The following is a 17367-nucleotide window of genomic DNA, read 5'->3' as shown; positions in this document are numbered from 1 at the left end:
TTATTTTACTACCAAATGAAAAATTTTGTTTTAATCAGGCGTGAATATTATGGTATTTAAAGATAGAGATTTTAAATTTTAACCTGCCATTGCTTTACCGGCTAAATACCCAGTAGTCCAGGCGGCCTGAAAGTTAAAGCCCCCGGTAACGCCATCTATATCCAGCACCTCACCAGCAAAAAATAAATTAGGAATTAATTTACTTTCCATGGTGGCTGCATTAATTTCGGGTAGGGCGATGCCCCCGCAGGTAACAAATTCATCTTTAAAAGTTGTTTTACCTTTCACCTCAAAAGGTGCCCTAATCAAAGACTCTACTAATTTATTTTGATTTTTGGCCGGTAGTTCTGCCCAGACCGTTTGATCAGGTATCTCAGAAATGGCATTCAATACTTTCCATAAGCGTTGTGGCAAACCAAATATGGGATTGGAGACGACCAGGCGTTTTGGGTATTGCTTGCGGTAATCAGTCAGAAAAGCGCGTAAAGTTTCTTCTGTATAATCCGGAATCCAATTTATTAAGGCGGTAAAATGATAATTTATATCCTGTAATAGGCGCGCTCCCCAAGCCGATAACTTTAAAATGGCAGGTCCGCTAAAGCCCCAGTGCGTTATTAATAGTGGTCCTTCATTTTCTAAAGGTTGCCCGGCTATTTTTACTCTGGCATTAGCTACAGAAATGCCCGGGAGCTCTTTTAATGGCGAATTAGGAACATTGAACGTAAATAAAGAAGGTGCCGGGGCTAGAATGGTGTGGCCTAAATTTGACAACCATTGATAATTTTGGCTTTTTGGATTACCACCAGTACTAACTAATACCTTGGCAGCAAGTATGGTGTCGCCAGAAGTTAAATGTAAAGAGAATGCATTTCCGGCATTACTTTTTACAATGGCTTCTACGCCTACTCCGGTTTTTATAATTACTCCGGTTTTTCGAGCTTCCTGTATTAGGCAATTTACAATGGTTTCGGAATTATCGGTAACCGGAAACATACGGCCATCAGGTTCGGCTTTTAATTTTACGCCCCGCTTTTCAAACCACGCTACCGTTTCGGTAGCACCAAAAATTTTAAAGCAGCTTTTCAGGAACTTGCCGCCCCGGGGATAGAAATGGATAAACTGATTAGGGTTAAACAGCGCATGCGTTACATTGCATCTTCCACCGCCTGAAATTTTAACTTTAGACAAAAGTTTAGTTGTCTTCTCCAGCAGAATAACTTCTACCTCCGGATTATTTTGAGCACAAGTAATAGCGGCAAAAAATCCTGCCGCACCTCCGCCAATTACAACTATTTTTTCTTTTCTTCCCGACATACCAATTATCCTTTAAAAGAATTGCATGGGGTTTGGCTTCTTAAATGCATAACCCAGCTCTTCTTTTAATTTTTTATTGCTAATAATTTTAAAAGAATCAGCAGGGGAGGATGTGGAAAAAGCCGGTGGTAATAAATTTAAATCCTTTGCTGCGGCGGTATAAAACTCCTTGCGGCTCGGATGCTCATCAGCTGCGGCGTTAAAAATTTTATTCCAATGCGCTTCCCGAACAATAGTTTCTATGATAGCCAGGCAATCTTCCAGATGAATTAGGTTTACCGGGCCTTTCGGGTTAGGAACATTGAGCTTTCCGGCGAAAAACCTGCCGGGATGCCGTGCTCCCCCTACCAAACCAGCAAAACGTAAAATGGTAACGGTTTTTTCTTTAAGTGAAGTAATTTCCGCTTCCGCTTGCAGGAGCGGGTTGTTTTCTATAGAAAGAGTTAGGTCTTCTGCTTCCGTTATTGTTTTATTTAAATCAGGATAAACAGAGGTAGAACTTATAAATAAAATTTGCTCTACAGGGGAATTACTAATTGCCTGTTTTAGTAAATGTATTTGTTCCAGGTACATAGCTCCTTGCCCGGCTCGTAGCCGGGGCGGGAAGCTAATGATGAGAATATCCGCTTCCAGGAAGGTAGTTAAATTAGTTCCTGCTGCAGAATCAGATAAATTTATTAAAAAAGGTATAATATTTTTATCTGCCAGTTCTGCCAGTTTGCTATCTGTGGTAGTAGATCCTTTTACTTTATACCCTTTAGTTAAAAAGCTTGTGGCCAAAGGCATACCTAACCAACCACAACCCAGGATACTAATTGTTTTATTTTGTTTCATGGAAAAGCAAAGATAAAACAATTAAGAGTTAAATTCTTAGATTAAGAGGGCTGTATGCCTTGTAAATGTTCCCAATCCTGAAACTTGGATAATTCCTCCTGGAAAGCTTTAATAAACCAAGCCATTAAACTAATGTCATCGGCAAAACCTAAAACCGGAATAAAATCAGGAATTATATCTATTGGTAAAACTACATACAGCAGGGTGGCAATACCTATAACAACAGATTTTGTAGACACATCGCGGTAAGACCCATCAATGTAAGCACGAACAAGGCGAATAAATGAAAACATTATGTCCCTTATCTGGTCAAAGCCGTTTTTGGCGCTTTTCTCATTCACCAGTTTTTTATAGGCATCCTGAAGTAAGAAACCAATTTTAGCTGGCTTACCCATCAGTTTAGTAGCCTTTTGCATTAAGTACCTGAATAAAGCATTTTTAGAAATTTTAAAGCCTTGTTCTGCTAAGCTTGCCATAATTTTATCTTTAAGGTTTGCCTCGTATACGCGAAAATATTTTTCAGGTAATATTTTTATTTACCTATATTTAAGTTTAGATAGTAAAGAATATGTTTACCATTCCAGATCCGTCCGAATATCCGCTATTTTATAAAACTTATATCAGTAAGTTACCTGAGGGGCCGATTGTAGACTTACTTCAGCAGCAAATGCAGGAATTAGATTCCCTTTTAAGTTCTGTACCAGAAGACCAGGCAGAAAAAGCATATGCTCCCGGCAAATGGACTTTAAAACAAGCACTTGGCCATATGATAGATACGGAACGGGTAATGGCTTACCGGTGCATGTGTATTAGTAGAGGCGAAACGAAAGAACTGCCGGGTTTTGATGAGAATACTTATGTCTTGAATAGTAATTTTAATGAGAGAGCAATAGCAAGTTTACTACAAGAATTTAAAGTGGTTCGGGCCGCTACGCTTGGCCTGATTCAAACTTTAAATGAAGAAATGATCAAGCGAAAAGGCATTGCCAATGGCAACCCTGTAACGGTAAATGCACTGGTGGGTATTATTGCCGGCCATTTAAACCACCATTTGGAAATAATCAGAGATCGATACCTGATGGTTTTGTAAAAGCTTTAAACTAACAGAAACCCAAAAGGCCGGCTAATTTTTTTGCCGGCCTTTTTTTATTTTCTGGTGTTACTAAAGTAAATCGTTCGCCAGGTTGGCCAATTCAGAGCGCTCTCCCTTTAATAAGGTGATATGCGCGTACAATGGATGGTTCTTGGCTTTATCTATTAGGTAAGACAGCCCATTACTCTGAGCATCCAGGTAAGGCGTATCTATTTGGTAAATGTCGCCGGTAAACACAATTTTAGTGTTTTCTCCTGCCCTGGAAATAATGGTTTTAATTTCGTGGGGCGTTAGGTTTTGGGCTTCATCCACAATAAAGAAAATATTAGACAAACTGCGGCCTCTGATGTAAGCCAGCGGCGAAATCATAAGCTTTTCCTGTTCTACCAACTCTTTAAGCTTTTGGTGTTCTTTGGTAGTTTCCGGAAACTGGTTCTGAATAAATTTCAGGTTATCCCAAAGTGGTTCCATGTAAGGGTTTAGCTTAGACTTTATATCGCCGGGTAAATAACCGATGTCTTTGTTACTTAGCGGTACAATAGGCCGGGCCAGAAATATTTGTTTATACTCCCGGCGTTGTTCTAAGGCACCAGCAAGAGTTAATAAGGTTTTACCGGTACCAGCCACGCCCTGTATCGAAACAAGCTTAACATTTGGGTTTAAAATGGCGTGCAAAGCAAAAGTTTGCTCAGCACTACGGGGCTTAATTCCATAAGCCGATAATTTATCTACCCGCTCAATTCTTTTCTCGGAAGGATTAAAATAAGCCAAAATAGAGCTTTTATAACTCCTTAAAATAAAATAATGATTATCGGCGGGCGGCTCTGTTAATACATCTTCACTGCTGCAACTGCCTTCATCATAAAGCTGGTCAATAGCATCGGGCGAAACATCCGTTAGCACATCGTTGCCGGTATATAAGGAGTTTACATCCTGAACTTTACCGGTTTCGTAGTCTTCCGCTATCAAATTCAATGCTCTGGCCTTTAACCGGAGGTTTATATCCTTGGTAACCATAATAACCGGCCGGTCGGGGTATTCGTGCTGCAAAAGCAAGGCGGCATTTAATATTTTATGATCGGCCTTTTTCTCACCAAATATTTTATCGGCATCTAATTGGGAAGCCTGAATCATCATGACTTTGAAATTGCCCTTATCTGGCCCGTTTATTGGCAACCAGTTTTGTAACATTAAATCCTGAGAGCGGGCATCAATAAACCTGATAAATTCCCTGGCTTCAAAGTTTTTTATATCATTTCCTTTTTTAAAATTGTCCAATTCTTCTAAAACCGTAATAGGAATGGCCACATCGTGTTCGCCAAAGTGCTCAATCGCGCTGTGGTCATAAAGAATGACGGAGGTATCCAGAACAAATATTTTTTTAGTTTTAGGTGATTCGGAACTGTCAGTTTTAGCTTTTTTAGTAGTGCCTCGAGGCCGCTTAGATTCAGTCATACACAGTTAATAAGTTGTAAGTGGAACTAGGTCAGAAATAAGGAATTAGATTTAGGTATATTACGAGAAAAGTTAATATTTAGCTAATTCTATATTTGTAATTTTTTCTATCTAAAATCTTTCTTATTTTTCTGACTATTTTAGATAATTGTAACAGAATATCTTATACCTTTAAATGGCGTAATAATGTTTTTATTTATTTAGTAATTTAAGGGGGTAGCGCTTCCTGTTAACAATAGGTGGGCAATAAAAAAATGCAGCCTAACTTATAAATAAATTTTAACGTTTTTCCGTTAAGTATAAATTATTAGATCACTAAATCAATAAGGTTATGGCTAAAGCTCAGGACGCCCGTAAAGAAACTAAAAAAAAGCCCGTAAAAACTGCTAAAGAAAAGAAAGCAGAAAAACAAGAAAAGAAAAAGTCTTACGATTAATAAGCGTATGCATATAGTCTGGTTAAATTTTTAACCAGGCTTTTTCTTTTGAACTTCATCAACCCAGTCTTGTTTCTATACTGGAAGCTCGTGAAAATTGGCTTTAAAACAGGTTTAATTTAATCAAGATAGATAAAGAGCATGAAGAAAGTTTTCAGTGTTGTAGCCTTGTTATTCTTATTCGGGAATATGCAGGCGCAGGCACAATTTTTTAAAAATATTTTTATTAACCGGTACGATAAAAACAACTTGCATCACGGTAAATGGAAGTATAAAGAATACATTAATAATAAGAGAAGCCTTATGTCCATTGGTCGGTTCGATCATGGTAAACAGGTAGGCAACTGGAAATATTTTTATCAATCTGGGAATGTTCGGATGACGGAGCATTATACCTGGCATGGCGATAAAAGACTTGTCGACATTACTTACTACCATGAAAACGGACAGATATCTAATATCGGAACGGCATGGATAGAGGATTTAGAGGATAAAATCCACTATTACTGGACTGGCGATTGGAAATATTTTGAAAAAGATGGCACTCCAATTAAAACTGTTTCCTATGCTAATGGTCAGGCCGTAAAAACCATTTATACTGATGGTAGAATAGAGGTGGAAGTTTTTGATATGCCTAAGCATACTTTGGACTTACCAATCAGGAAACAAAATTAACTTTAATGTACCAGGTTTTCGATTTAGGTGCTGCCGAGAAATAAGAGGCTGGCAAAAGCATTTATTGAAAAGCTTATTTCTAAATATGAAAACTAATACTAAAAACTGGCCAGTTGTGTAAAGCGCAACTGGCCAGTTTTTTTAGGGCTAAATGAGCCATTTATCCGTCTGCACCGACTCATCCTTTACCCGTATGTAGGCTCGCCAATCACCTTCTTTTACTTTGGCAAAATGAGGTTTATTTTTGCTTTCAAAAATTATGGTTTTTAAAACTATTTTATCTTCTACTTCTATTTCCTTAAAAAATAATTTTACCGGTGGGTTGCAGTAAAGTTCTGCAGCTTTGGTTAAACTATGTTTTTCTTCCTCGGGATCAATGCCGCTGATAGTACCGTTATCCATTACGCCCACCAAAATGATACCTCCCCGGGAATTGGCAAAAGAAGTTATGGTGCGGGCAATTTTAACAAGCTGGTTTATGGTTTTCTTAAATTCAAGTTTATCTCCTTCGCCAGTGGCAATTAGTTTCTCCAGTTCTTCCATTACCTTTTTTTTCCATGTAAACCAGCATACAAACCAAAATCCTAGGATATTATAGTTTTTCCTATTTACATTTTTTACTGGTTGTACGATTTCAGGAGACAATTGTAGTACCTACTAATAGGGGGTAAGCTACTTACCATTGTTATCGTAACAACATGAAATGGTATTACTGCCATAAAAACATTTAACATTGCACTATTACCAATGTATTTGATGATTCTGGCGGCCCTTTTTTGATAGTTCAGTAAAGATTAACAGAAAATTGGGACATAGAAAACATTCCTTCAATAGCACAGAGCCTGGATGTATCATTCAAATTTATGTAATTGCCTTTTCGCAAAAAAGGTTTCTAGGTATCTGCCTTGATAGATATAGCCATTGTGGCTTACTGCACATTGAGAACCGACAGGATAATTTAAGGTAGGAAAGAATAAAATCAATGTTGAAATAAATATTTTAAATAAAATAGAATCTTTTCTTAGCAGGCTAATTTAATTTACACAAATTATAATGTCGAAGGATGATTTGTATTTTTAAAAAATACATTTTTAATATATTCAACATTCAAGCTCATGGCTTGTGGCAGTTTTACTACCCTTATTTATCGGCTCTACTTCCAACAGTTTCTTAATTTAATTATTTATTAAGTAAAACTAATCATTTAGCATAAAGAACAATAGCCGGAAATAAAACCATTAAAGTTAATCGTACGATATTTTTCCGGTAAATTAACTTCCATCTCATTTGGCAGGCATTCTATTTTGCCACAGTTCAGGCAGCGAAAATGAAAGTGGTTATGGTGGTGGCTTTTCTCTGAACAATTTCTGCAATAGGCAAAGTATTGTTTGCCGTCATCGCCCACTATTTTATGAACAACACCATCTTCATAAAAGCTGTTCAGAACTCTATAAATTGTTGCTCTGTCTACCAAATCCCCTAATTGAGCCTGTAAATTATCCTGACTTATTGCTGATTTTGAAGTTTTTAAAGATTCCAAAATCATCTGCTTTGCTTTAGTATTGCGTTTGATCATTATTTTCCAAACATTCAATAATGCGGCTTTGTTGCATTATTGAAAAAATTATCTTTGAACAAAGTTAAAACGGTATGCCTTACAGGAAAAACTTATTCGGCTTGGGAATTTTACCGTTAGGACAATTTATTTTATAGTCCCTAAGTAAAGTTAAAGTTTTAGTCAATAATAATGTGTTTGAAACAATTTTTGTTGAATTGCCATTATTGCCATAGGTTCAATTTACAAATTATTATATAGGTGTTCTAGAAAATGGCAATTCTGGTTCGACTTAGCCCTGTTAATCATTTACTAACTAATAAACTTACTTTATATACAAACGGACAACTTAGTCTATTACCATAAAAAAATTATAAACTTCAGCAACATGATGTAAAAATAGCTGAGAAAGTAATGAATCAGTAAGGATACAATCAGTGCTAAAATTAACGCCTATCTTCTTAGGATAATTTTCTTGAAAATCTACAGGCGGTATTTTATAAAGCTGGGTTTAAACAGCATTATAAATTCCGGAAAAATATGGGAGCTGTATACCGGAACTTGGATTTTGAAAGTACGTAAATTTTAACGAACCACTGATATTAGATTTTATAAAATTAAGTTTTATAAAAGTAAAAGGGGGAATAAAGGGTAAAAAAAAATGCGGACCAGGGCCCGCATTTTATATATCTGTTTTTTCTAACTAGAATGGCAAATCATTATCCGCTTCATCGCTAATGAAAGAGCTGGCCATAGCTGGTTGTTGTGGCGCGCCAGCAGCACGGTAGTTGTTACCTGCATTGTTGCTGGTATTTGCAGCGCTAGCAGCATCTGCACTTTCAACCCGCCAAGCACTTAAATTAGTGAAGTACATGGTAGTACCGTTTTTTGTAAAAGGTTTGCCAGAAAGGTTAAAAGCTACTTTTACATCATCACCAACTTTAAACTGATCAAGCACGTTGCACTTATCTTGAGTAAGCTGAAATTTAATGTATTGGGTATAAGATCCATCCGGAATCTCCAACACAAATTCTCTCTTCCGAAATTTCTCGCTTACTTGTTGCTCATCGAATATTTCGTACAATTTACCTTGAACATCAAATGACATAATCTAACTTTTCTTTAAATTTTACCTTGAATAATGTATACAAAGATACGTTTTTTAGCCCATTTAAATTCCTTTTTCTACCTTTTATTTTCTACCTCCTAAAATTAATTAACCTAGTTTAAAACTGTAAGAATCGGCTTCCGTTAATGCTTCCATACTTTATAAATACCTTCAGTTGTTATGAATAATATTGCCATTGCTATTCACGGAGGAGCTGGGACAATTTTGCGTTCTGCTTTAACAATAGAGAAAGAACAGGACTATAAAACGGCATTAGAAGGTGCTATTGAGGAAGGGTATAAGGTATTAGCGGCGGGTAAATCGGCGGTGGAAGCCGTGAAAGCAGCTGTAGTGTGTTTGGAGAATAATCCGCTTTTTAATGCAGGCAAAGGCTCTGTCTTTAATCATAAAGGAAAACACGAAATGGATGCAGCTATTATGTGTGGCCAAACGCTGGGAGCCGGAGCAGTAGCAGGAGTGAACCACATTAAAAACCCGATATTGTTGGCGAATAAAATTAGGAGATACTCTGAGCACGTTTTACTTACCGGTGAGGGCGCAGAAGAGTTTGCTCGGGAACATGATTTGCTTTTTGAGTCTGATACTTACTTTTTTGATCCATTCAGGTATCAGCAATGGGTAGCTGCCCAGCACGATAATTCTGTAACCTTAGATCATACCGAAGACCGGAAATTTGGTACTGTGGGAGCTGTGGCCTGCGATACAAATGGTAACCTGGCAGCGGCTACTTCAACGGGGGGCATGACCAATAAGAAATTTAACCGAATTGGTGACAGTCCTATTATAGGAGCTGGTACCTATGCCAACAATGCCACCTGTGCTGTTTCCTGTACCGGGCACGGAGAATATTTTATGCGGGCTGTGGTAGCCTATGATGTTTCTTGCCTGATGGAGTACAAAGGTTTAAGTTTACAGCAGGCATGCGAAGTGGTGGTGCAGGATAAGTTAGTAAAAATAGGCGGAGAGGGTGGCTTGATAGCAGTAGATAGTTACGGCAATATTGAACTGGCTTTCAATTCTGAAGGAATGTATCGGGCCGCTAAAAAAGGTCCCGAGGCTGCTTTTATAGCCATTTATAAAGACTAATTAATTCTAATAAGCTGTTTCCTCCCGGTTGTGGTGGGTTTCCAGATCTCTATAAAAGGTACGCTCTGCAATATCGTACACGTTTCCTTTAGCCAATACATGCATGGTTATGTTTTCGATGGATAAAGCCATGCCTTTTTTTACTTCTTTGGTGTTGTTATGATTTATATGATGACCATCAATAATAATAACCAGATTAGAGCCAATGGTTTCTATTTGATTACCATTCGTAATAAGTACACCGGTATCTTCGCCTAAACCTATGCCGATAGCCCGAGGATGCGTACCTACGGCTTCTATTAACCTGCCAAAACGGCCACGCTTAACAAAGTGAGAATCAATAATTACGTTTTGTACCAGGCCTAATCCGGTACCTAATTTAACGGCTCCTTTCATTAAAGCTTCGGTACTGCTACCTCCTTTTATCATTATCTCAGACATCGCCATAGCACCCGCACTGGTTCCGGCAATTACAAAATTTGGTTCGGTTTGGTACCGGTGCAGGCAACATTCTAAAAAGGAGCTGTTGGCAAAAAAGTCAGCTAGCCGCGATTGATCGCCGCCTGTAAATAATATACCGTCTGTTTCCTGCAGCCGTTTCAGGTAATCAGGGTTGGCTGCATCTTCCCGGCTTCTAATGTGCATAAGGCCGATGTTAACACAACTCAGAATAGAAAAAGCCCCAGTATAGCGTTCGCCCACTTCTTCCGGAATCATAGAAGCAGAGGTGATTACTTCAATACGTGGATTGGTAACATGCAATTCGGTAACAATGCGCTTCAGGATTCCCAATTCGAAAAAATCTAGATAATACTTTTTGCGAGATTTTGGATTGGGATAGGTGCCTTTGTCTTCGTTTCCACCAATTGCAATTAATTTTCCTTTGGGTATAGTCACGTATTAATATCAGGGTTAAGTGTTTGATTGAAAATTTACTTATAATTTATAAATATTATTTCAAATTTAAACAGTTAAAACTATAATTTGGTGCTAATTGTGTAAAAAAAGCATGTAATTTGTTTTCTCCTCACTATAAATGGCTGCACATAAACCGCCAGATATGCTGGCAGAGCATTAAAATAGTAAGGCATCTAACGTGCTGGTTGCCACAGCATGATAATTTGCTCTGGCTTTTGTGTATATACTTTTTGCCTGCTCCGGGTTTTGTTCCCTTAATGCTTTGTATAAAGGTACCAGGAATTTACGTCGGCCTACGTGTAACAGAAAATTTTCTAATACCGCTTCGGCTGGTAGGTATTCCTGCTTTATAGCTTCATGCAACCAAACAGCAAGTATTTCAGCATTACCAGAATCCGTAAAGTTAAAAGTCTGATCTAATTCAGCCATTCGGCCGTACGTAAGCTGGGAACTAACCCCATTCAGAAAATATAGCCATTCATGGGTAGACCAGTTTTCAGTTTTAAGGGCATTGGCCGGCGTAGTATTAAGCCAAAGCGTGACCTGTTCCTGGACTTTTTCAAACCGATTGGAAGTTATTACCGGACCGGTAATTGGTAATCCCGGCTGGTAAATCCATTCTTCGGGGTTTATTATTTTGCTATAAGGTGAATCGGGGGGTAATAATTTTGCCTCTAAATACGCTATGAACTTTTCTGTTGTCATAGATTGAAAAGCAAAATCTTTAAAGTAACCTTTTACAAATTGATCGAAAATTTCCCGGCCTACTGTAGCTTCTATAGCCAGTAAAAATAAATTGCCTTTTTCGTACGCTATTTCTGTTAATCCTTCATCGGGATCCCGGTTGGTGAGGTCGAGTTTTAAGCAGGTATCCTTACTGCTGTGGCCTATTTCCTCCAGGGTATGCTGTAAATCCTGATAACCTAATACTTTCAGCATATCCGCGTAATCCTGACCATGTAAAGCCTCCATAATCCGGCGTTCAAAGTAAACGGTAAAACCTTCGTTCAACCAGAAATCGTTCCAGGTTGCGTTGGTTACTAAGTTGCCAGACCAGGAGTGCGCTAATTCATGTGCGACCAGACTTGTTAGTGAGCGATCCCCGGCAATAATAGTAGGCGTAACAAAAGTAAGCATGGGGTTTTCCATGCCGCCAAAAGGAAAACTAGGTGGAAGCAATAACAAATCGTAACGGTCCCATGAATACTTGCCATATATGTTTTCGGCAACAGCCAGCATTTCCGGAAGTTCTGTAAATTCCTGATAAGCTTGTTCTAACTGGGCAGGTTCTGCATATACACCGGTGGTGCCGCTTATGGGTTTAAATTCCAGATCGCCTACTGCTAAAGCCATCAGGTAGGAGGGGATGGGTTTGGTCATGGAGAAATTATAAGTACCATCCAGGCTTTTCTCCTGGGGATTTAAAGCACTCATCAGGGCTAAATACCCGACTGGTACTTTTACCTGAGCATTATACGTAAACCGGATGCCGGGACTATCCTGGCACGGTAACCAGCTCCGAGCCAATATAGCCTGCGACTGGGTAAATAAAAAGGGATGCTGTTTTCCACCGGTTTGTTCCGGTGCCAGCCATTGCAGAGCGGCCGATTTTGCGGTGGTTTTGTAATGTATACTAAGTTTAGTTGTATGTTGTGGAATTGAAATATGCAAAGGTATGCCTAAATAAAGTTTTTCTTCTCCCAAGGTAAAATCTGCTGCCTGGCCATTTTCCAGTAATACGCTTTCTATTACTAAATCTTTGGTATCAAAAATTATTTCGGCTGCATTTTGACTTGCAGTAACTGTATAAGTAGCCGTGCCTGATATACTTTTATTAGTCAAATTGACGTCCAGATCTAATTCCAAATGTTTTACAACGGCCTCCGTTGGTTTTGCGAACGAATGCGTATCGGTGGGGTACCTGTTAGCTGAATAGTTGTGCATGTATATTGTATGAGTAACTATGAGGTTTAGAGATAAAGTAAACGAAAGGGGATAACTTAATTAAACCGATTTGCCAGCTTTTTGTTTTTGTAATTTTTCCAGTTTATGCTCCTTATAATTAAGAACATTTTTGCCAAATAATAGTAAAAAGAAAATATAAAACTATTTGGGAAAACCGAAAAGTAAAGTAAGTCTTTTATTGAAATTTATAAATATGTATAAAACGTATAAGTATAGAATATTATATTTCTTTTTATCAATCTTAATTCTAGGAACAATTAGTTGTAGTAAAGCAGCTAAAAATAAAGGTGATGTTACAAGTGAAGATGGCAAACAGGGAACACCTTTAAGTAAAACTGATAGTGCCTTTGTAGACAAGTACATTGCACATGAACCTGAGTTTAAAGAACACCGCAATGTTATTATGCGGTTCTACCGCACCCGCAACTACCGCTTAGGCTGGTTTAAGGAAGAAAAGTTAGTGCCGCAGGCAAACACCTTTATTGATGTGGTAAACAAGTCTTATCGCGAAGGCCTGAACCCCAATGATTATAAAATTAAAGATTTTAATAAAATGTTTGCTAGTTATGAGCAAGCCAAAGATGATTCTTTAAAATTTAAACTGAAGCAGGAAATAGATGTAGCCTTAACGGCTTCTTATATGAATTATGCTTCGGATTTCTACCGGGGAACGGTAAATCCCCGTAAACTAGATAATATTGAATGGAGTGTCCGGAAAAATAAAATAAAGCTGGATAAAGCGCTGCAAACTATTTTACAAGAGCGCGATAGTCGTTATCCTTATTATCAATTTGAGCCTTTACATGAGGATTATAACCGGTTACGGACAGCTTTGCAAAAATATCGGGAAATTAAACAAGCTGGCGGATGGCCTAAAATTGAAGGAGTTACCAAACTTAAACAAGGCGATACTTCCCGGGTGGTGCCTATATTGCGTCAGCGGTTGCTGCCAAAAGAACGTTGGAATATTGCCGCACCCAACCAATTTTTATTTGACGATGAGTTAGTTAATGCAGTAAAAGATTTTCAGATACGCCATGGATTAAAAGCTGATGGTGCGTTGGGTCCTACCACGCTTAAAGCCATGAATGTGTCGCTAGATGAACGTATAGATCAGATTATTATCAATATGGAGCGCTGGCGGTGGGTGCCGAAACCTAAAAAGTTTGAAGAAAAGCACATTTTTGTAAATATTCCGGAGTATATGCTTTATGCCCGTGAAAATGGGAAAAATGTTTTGAGCATGCGGGTTATTGTTGGTAAAACCATGACTAGTACTCCTGTATTCAGTGATAAATTAGAGTATATTGTTTTTTCGCCATATTGGAACGTACCCAACAGTATTATAGTAAATGAATTTAAACCAAAACTTATTCGGGATCCCGATTGGTTGAACCGGATGGATATGGAATTGCTTGACAGTTATAATAAAAATGCAAAGCCCATGTCTCCTCATGCTGTTGATTGGGCATCCATTAATGAAAAAACCTTTAAATATCGAATTCGGCAACGGCCTGGCCCTAAAAACCCTTTAGGTGATATTAAATTCATTTTTCCTAATGAGCACGATGTATATCTGCATCATACTTCTTCTGAGTCCTTATTCAACCAGACGGAGCGGGGCTTTAGTCATGGATGTATCCGGGTAGAGAAACCAGTAGACTTAGCCGAATTCCTTTTAAGGGATAAGCCTCAATGGACTACAAGTGAGATTATTTCAGCTATGCACGCAGGTGAGGAAAAATATGAAAACCTTAAGGCAAAGGTACCTGTTTATATTGTATATTTTACCAGCTGGGTAGATGATAATGGTGCTGTTCATTTCCGGGATGATATTTATAGTCATGACCGGGCTTTGGAAAAGGAATATTTTAATTAATACACCTTAAATTGCTTATAATCAAAGTAAAGCTTTTGTAATAAGTATAATTTGAATTGAAATTTTTATAAGACCTTAAAATTAAATTATAAAACTATGAAAAAAATAGCGCATATTCTTGTATTTTCGCTCCTGCTTTGGGGGTTTGGTTGCCAGGAAACGTCTAATACCCAGGAAGGTTATGGGGCTAGTGAAAGTGGCCTGCAAGACGATCGGCAAACTGGTGGCGGACAAGTAGATGACTCGGAAAGAGGGGCTGAGTCCAGTAACAATGGGGGCACCATGAATAACGCAATAACAGGCGATAGTATGCATAACCCGGGTGCAGTAGGAGAAACAGATGCTGCTTCAGCTGCCGAGAAAACGCAGCAACGGGTAGGAAATTCTAATACCAGAGGTGAAGCAAATACTTCTCAAAGCAGAACAACAGTAAATAAACAAATTAAACAATAATTATAAATATTAATCTTTTCTGCTTGTTATGAAAAAAAAGATCTGGATGATGTTTTTATTAGGTAGTTCGCTGTTAGTACAGGCTTGTGATGCTAATCCGAAAACAGACCCTGAAGAGGATGCGGCGCACAAACGTGCTAATCGGGAAGAATATGCTGAGCGTGCTCAGGATTCTAACTAATAAAAAGGAATAAAAATAAAAAGGCAGCTTTAAGCTGCCTTTTTTGTTTAACTGGAGCTAATATAAGAATAAACCTAAAAAAGCGTTATTTTTGTAAACATGCAAACAGCCGCTTCTCCCATACGCTTATCTGAACTTAACCAACTTATACAGGTAAGGTTAGAAGATGCTTTTCGGGATCAGCAGTTTGGAGTTATTGCCGAAACAATGGGTATTTCTCATTACCCCGCTAAAAATCAGTGCTACCTAACTCTTATTGAGAAATGTGATAGTACTAATACGGTAAAAGCATCCATGAGGGCCCGTATTTGGGGAAACAGCTACAAATGCATACAGTTTTTTGAAGAAACAACCGGTCAGGTATTTAAAGATAATATTCAGCTACTTTTAAAAGTTAAAGTGCATTACCATGTGCTTTATGGATTATCGCTGGAAATTGAAGACATTGATTGTAATTATACCATTGGAAAGCTAGCGCTTTCTAAACAGGCCGTTTTACAAAAGCTTTTAGACGATAATCCTCAACATATCCGGGAGGTAAACGGGGAATATATTACCAGTAACAAACAGTTAAAATTTCCCCCCGTTATTCAGCATATAGCTTTGATTTCTTCGGCCCAGGCGGATGGGTATGCAGATTTTATGCACGAGCTGATCTTTAACCGGCATAACTACACTTTTGAAGTAGACGAATACTTTGCCCCGGTACAAGGAGTTGATGCCCATAAAGAAATTTATAAGCAATTAGTTCGCATATATGAATCGGGCATAAAATACGATGCTGTGGTATTGGTTAGAGGAGGGGGTAGCCAGTTAGATTTCCAGGCCTTTGATACTTATTTACTTTCCAGAGCTGTAGCGCGTTTTCCCATCCCTATTATTACCGGTATTGGCCACGAGAAAAACGAATCTGTTTGCGATTTAATGGCCCGGCTTAAAACAAAAACTCCTACTAAGGCGGCGGCAACCATTATAAGCCATAACCGCTCGTTTGCGGAAAAGCTTCAGTATTTACAGAAACAATTAATTCTGAAAACCAACGAAATTATAATTTCTCAGGAACTGGTTCTGAATACTTTAAGAACAACCCTAATTTCAGAATCAAAAGATTTGTTAAACCAGGAAAAACAGTTTTTAAAGGCCCAAATGAATACGGCTATTTATGTTGCTGCCAAGCGCCTGCAAAAGGAAAATGTAAACCTTCTAAAAATAAAGTTTAACCTGCAGTGTAATTCTGAAAATCGATTAAAATCAGAGCAATTTAAACTGCAGCATTTTACAAATACTCTGGTGCATTTAGATCCGGCTAACGTACTTAAAAGGGGGTATGCCCTGGTTTACCAGAACGGCCGACCCATTACAGAAGTAAATCAGGTCGACGTGAAGGCTCCCATTACCACACGTTTGTATTCCGGCGAAATTGAAAGCCAGATAACTTATAAAAAGAAATTCTCAGATGATAACTAATTTAACCTACCAGGAAGCTTTAGACGAACTAACCGATATTATTTCGCGGTTGGAAAGTGAAAGTATTCCTATTGATGAATTAGCACAAAAGGTTAAACGGGCGTCAGAATTAATCCAATACTGTCAATCTAAACTTACTTCTACTGATTCTGAAGTTAAAAAAATTATTTCGCAGTTAGAAGATAAATCTGACTTGTAAAGAACTGACTGGTAACCAATATTTTGTAAGGTATTTTTTTTATGTCCTAGAAAAAGCTTAATAATTATATATTAAGCTTTTTTAATACAAGGATTTGCCCAGACTATCTCGTATATAGAGCTTCCGGATTAAATTTATCTGTTGGATAACGGCATATAAAAATGAAAAGCTTTTCTACATCTTTATTACATACCGCCTGGACAGAAGATGAGAAAAAGCAGTTGGATGATACCATTGCTTTTGTGGAAACTTATACCGAAGCTAATTTTTTGCACGATGTCTGTAGTTATTTATACCAAATTCTAGGAGTAGATTATATTTTAATTGCCCGCTTCCCCAATGGCCAATTGGATAAACTGGAAACAGAATCCTTCTATAAATCTGGTAAAAAACTTAAAAATTCTGTGTATAGAATTTCCGGTCTATTAAGTGCCTGTTTTACAGATTCTAATTTTAGTTATGTACCGGTTGGCGCTCTAAATATTTTTCCGGAGGATACGCTTCTTAAGAAATTTAAAGTAGAAAGTTTTATTGGAGTACCCTTAGTTGATAAAGACGATAGGACCAATGGCTTAATTGCCTTATTTCATCATCGAATTATTGAAAGAGGCGGTTTTGTGGAGGCTGTAATAAATGCTGTTATGCCCCGAATTGAAAAAGAATTATTTTTTCCCCAATCTCTGGACGAACTGACCTATTAAAATTTAAGCTATTTGAGTTAAGTAACT

18 protein-coding genes are annotated in these 17367 nt (G+C 37.9%); 9 read left to right on the top strand and 9 right to left on the bottom strand.

What is annotated here, in order from left to right:
- Positions 1 to 78: 78 nt before the first annotated feature.
- Genes ADHAQ_RS0122890 through ADHAQ_RS0122880 form a run of 3 tightly spaced genes read right to left on the bottom strand, consistent with a single transcriptional unit; the run spans position 79 to position 2624 of the window.
- On the bottom strand, positions 79 to 1314 hold the full coding sequence (locus ADHAQ_RS0122890) for a BaiN/RdsA family NAD(P)/FAD-dependent oxidoreductase (protein WP_026464914.1): 1236 nt from the start codon (positions 1312 to 1314) through the stop codon (positions 79 to 81).
- Positions 1315 to 1326: 12 nt separating this feature from the next.
- Positions 1327 to 2148 carry an SDR family oxidoreductase gene (locus ADHAQ_RS0122885; RefSeq protein ID WP_026464913.1) on the bottom strand — a complete coding sequence of 274 codons (822 nt, stop codon included), beginning with the start codon at positions 2146 to 2148 and terminating at the stop codon, positions 1327 to 1329.
- Between the two features lie 41 nt (positions 2149 to 2189).
- A complete protein-coding gene (locus ADHAQ_RS0122880) occupies positions 2190 to 2624 on the bottom strand; it encodes a YkvA family protein (protein ID WP_157433489.1) in 435 nt (144 codons plus the stop codon).
- 92 nt (positions 2625 to 2716) lie between these two features.
- Between ADHAQ_RS0122880 and ADHAQ_RS0122875 the strand changes: the two genes are divergently transcribed.
- On the top strand, positions 2717 to 3238 hold the full coding sequence (locus ADHAQ_RS0122875) for a DinB family protein (protein WP_026464911.1): 522 nt from the start codon (positions 2717 to 2719) through the stop codon (positions 3236 to 3238).
- 72 nt (positions 3239 to 3310) lie between these two features.
- Here ADHAQ_RS0122875 and ADHAQ_RS0122870 read toward each other — a convergent pair whose 3' ends face one another.
- Positions 3311 to 4696, bottom strand: coding sequence for a PhoH family protein (locus tag ADHAQ_RS0122870; RefSeq protein ID WP_051360114.1), 1386 nt, complete (start codon positions 4694 to 4696; stop codon positions 3311 to 3313).
- A 577-nt stretch (positions 4697 to 5273) separates the two neighbouring features.
- Between ADHAQ_RS0122870 and ADHAQ_RS0122860 the strand changes: the two genes are divergently transcribed.
- A complete protein-coding gene (locus tag ADHAQ_RS0122860) occupies positions 5274 to 5807 on the top strand; it encodes a toxin-antitoxin system YwqK family antitoxin (protein WP_026464909.1) in 534 nt (177 codons plus the stop codon).
- A gap of 147 nt (positions 5808 to 5954) precedes the next feature.
- Here ADHAQ_RS0122860 and ADHAQ_RS26835 read toward each other — a convergent pair whose 3' ends face one another.
- From ADHAQ_RS26835 to ADHAQ_RS0122845, 3 genes are all read right to left on the bottom strand, one after another.
- The gene (locus tag ADHAQ_RS26835) at positions 5955 to 6350 is read right to left on the bottom strand and encodes an AlbA family DNA-binding domain-containing protein (RefSeq protein WP_157433488.1); all 396 of its coding nucleotides are present in this window, start codon (positions 6348 to 6350) and stop codon (positions 5955 to 5957) included.
- Positions 6351 to 7011: 661 nt separating this feature from the next.
- Complete coding sequence (locus tag ADHAQ_RS0122850; protein WP_026464908.1) at positions 7012 to 7383, bottom strand: Fur family transcriptional regulator; 372 nt, start codon at positions 7381 to 7383, stop codon at positions 7012 to 7014.
- 682 nt (positions 7384 to 8065) lie between these two features.
- A complete protein-coding gene (locus ADHAQ_RS0122845; RefSeq protein ID WP_026464907.1) occupies positions 8066 to 8470 on the bottom strand; it encodes a DUF3127 domain-containing protein in 405 nt (134 codons plus the stop codon).
- A gap of 180 nt (positions 8471 to 8650) precedes the next feature.
- Here ADHAQ_RS0122845 and ADHAQ_RS0122840 point away from each other — a divergent pair, with 180 nt between their 5' ends.
- Complete coding sequence (locus ADHAQ_RS0122840) at positions 8651 to 9577, top strand: isoaspartyl peptidase/L-asparaginase family protein (RefSeq protein ID WP_026464906.1); 927 nt, start codon at positions 8651 to 8653, stop codon at positions 9575 to 9577.
- 6 nt (positions 9578 to 9583) lie between these two features.
- Here the strand turns inward: ADHAQ_RS0122840 and ADHAQ_RS26830 are convergent, their stop codons facing one another.
- Together ADHAQ_RS26830 and ADHAQ_RS0122830 are read right to left on the bottom strand one after the other, a co-directional pair.
- Complete coding sequence (locus ADHAQ_RS26830; RefSeq protein WP_034257036.1) at positions 9584 to 10474, bottom strand: cyanophycinase; 891 nt, start codon at positions 10472 to 10474, stop codon at positions 9584 to 9586.
- 177 nt (positions 10475 to 10651) lie between these two features.
- Positions 10652 to 12439, bottom strand: a complete 1788-nt coding sequence (locus ADHAQ_RS0122830; protein WP_034257035.1) for a M1 family metallopeptidase — start codon at positions 12437 to 12439, stop codon at positions 10652 to 10654.
- 214 nt (positions 12440 to 12653) lie between these two features.
- Here ADHAQ_RS0122830 and ADHAQ_RS0122825 point away from each other — a divergent pair, with 214 nt between their 5' ends.
- The 6 genes from ADHAQ_RS0122825 (at position 12654) to ADHAQ_RS0122800 (ending at position 17340) form a co-directional block, all read left to right on the top strand.
- Complete coding sequence (locus tag ADHAQ_RS0122825; RefSeq protein WP_034257034.1) at positions 12654 to 14339, top strand: L,D-transpeptidase family protein; 1686 nt, start codon at positions 12654 to 12656, stop codon at positions 14337 to 14339.
- 96 nt (positions 14340 to 14435) lie between these two features.
- Positions 14436 to 14792, top strand: a complete 357-nt coding sequence (locus ADHAQ_RS0122820) for a hypothetical protein (protein WP_026464903.1) — start codon at positions 14436 to 14438, stop codon at positions 14790 to 14792.
- 28 nt (positions 14793 to 14820) lie between these two features.
- The gene (locus ADHAQ_RS28240; protein WP_157433487.1) at positions 14821 to 14973 is read left to right on the top strand and encodes a hypothetical protein; all 153 of its coding nucleotides are present in this window, start codon (positions 14821 to 14823) and stop codon (positions 14971 to 14973) included.
- A gap of 99 nt (positions 14974 to 15072) precedes the next feature.
- Positions 15073 to 16440 (top strand): exodeoxyribonuclease VII large subunit, encoded by a 1368-nt coding sequence (gene xseA, locus ADHAQ_RS26825; protein ID WP_051360112.1) that lies wholly within the window; start codon positions 15073 to 15075, stop codon positions 16438 to 16440.
- On the top strand, positions 16430 to 16639 hold the full coding sequence (gene xseB / locus ADHAQ_RS0122805) for an exodeoxyribonuclease VII small subunit (RefSeq protein WP_026464902.1): 210 nt from the start codon (positions 16430 to 16432) through the stop codon (positions 16637 to 16639). The genes xseA and xseB overlap by 11 nt, the downstream gene beginning before the upstream one ends.
- A gap of 161 nt (positions 16640 to 16800) precedes the next feature.
- Complete coding sequence (locus ADHAQ_RS0122800; protein ID WP_026464901.1) at positions 16801 to 17340, top strand: GAF domain-containing protein; 540 nt, start codon at positions 16801 to 16803, stop codon at positions 17338 to 17340.
- Positions 17341 to 17367 lie beyond the last annotated feature (27 nt).

Source organism: Adhaeribacter aquaticus DSM 16391 (assembly GCF_000473365.1).
GTDB classification, from domain to species: domain Bacteria; phylum Bacteroidota; class Bacteroidia; order Cytophagales; family Hymenobacteraceae; genus Adhaeribacter; species Adhaeribacter aquaticus.
Note: the sequence above shows the minus strand (reverse complement) of the source record. Positions and strands in the feature narration are given on the sequence as shown.

Bases quoted from the DNA above. Each gene is read 5' to 3' on its own strand.
- ADHAQ_RS0122890 (WP_026464914.1), bottom strand. From the start codon at position 1,314: ATGTCGGGAAGAAAAGAAAAAATAGTTGTAATTGGCGGAGGTGCGGCA.
- ADHAQ_RS0122885 (WP_026464913.1), bottom strand. From the start codon at position 2,148: ATGAAACAAAATAAAACAATTAGTATCCTGGGTTGTGGTTGGTTAGGT.
- ADHAQ_RS0122880 (WP_157433489.1), bottom strand. From the start codon at position 2,624: ATGGCAAGCTTAGCAGAACAAGGCTTTAAAATTTCTAAAAATGCTTTA.
- ADHAQ_RS0122875 (WP_026464911.1), top strand. From the start codon at position 2,717: ATGTTTACCATTCCAGATCCGTCCGAATATCCGCTATTTTATAAAACT.
- ADHAQ_RS0122870 (WP_051360114.1), bottom strand. From the start codon at position 4,696: ATGACTGAATCTAAGCGGCCTCGAGGCACTACTAAAAAAGCTAAAACT.
- ADHAQ_RS0122860 (WP_026464909.1), top strand. From the start codon at position 5,274: ATGAAGAAAGTTTTCAGTGTTGTAGCCTTGTTATTCTTATTCGGGAAT.
- ADHAQ_RS26835 (WP_157433488.1), bottom strand. From the start codon at position 6,350: ATGGAAGAACTGGAGAAACTAATTGCCACTGGCGAAGGAGATAAACTT.
- ADHAQ_RS0122850 (WP_026464908.1), bottom strand. From the start codon at position 7,383: ATGATCAAACGCAATACTAAAGCAAAGCAGATGATTTTGGAATCTTTA.
- ADHAQ_RS0122845 (WP_026464907.1), bottom strand. From the start codon at position 8,470: ATGTCATTTGATGTTCAAGGTAAATTGTACGAAATATTCGATGAGCAA.
- ADHAQ_RS0122840 (WP_026464906.1), top strand. From the start codon at position 8,651: ATGAATAATATTGCCATTGCTATTCACGGAGGAGCTGGGACAATTTTG.
- ADHAQ_RS0122830 (WP_034257035.1), bottom strand. From the start codon at position 12,439: ATGCACAACTATTCAGCTAACAGGTACCCCACCGATACGCATTCGTTC.
- ADHAQ_RS0122825 (WP_034257034.1), top strand. From the start codon at position 12,654: ATGTATAAAACGTATAAGTATAGAATATTATATTTCTTTTTATCAATC.
- ADHAQ_RS0122820 (WP_026464903.1), top strand. From the start codon at position 14,436: ATGAAAAAAATAGCGCATATTCTTGTATTTTCGCTCCTGCTTTGGGGG.
- ADHAQ_RS28240 (WP_157433487.1), top strand. From the start codon at position 14,821: ATGAAAAAAAAGATCTGGATGATGTTTTTATTAGGTAGTTCGCTGTTA.
- xseA (WP_051360112.1), top strand. From the start codon at position 15,073: ATGCAAACAGCCGCTTCTCCCATACGCTTATCTGAACTTAACCAACTT.
- xseB (WP_026464902.1), top strand. From the start codon at position 16,430: ATGATAACTAATTTAACCTACCAGGAAGCTTTAGACGAACTAACCGAT.
- ADHAQ_RS0122800 (WP_026464901.1), top strand. From the start codon at position 16,801: ATGAAAAGCTTTTCTACATCTTTATTACATACCGCCTGGACAGAAGAT.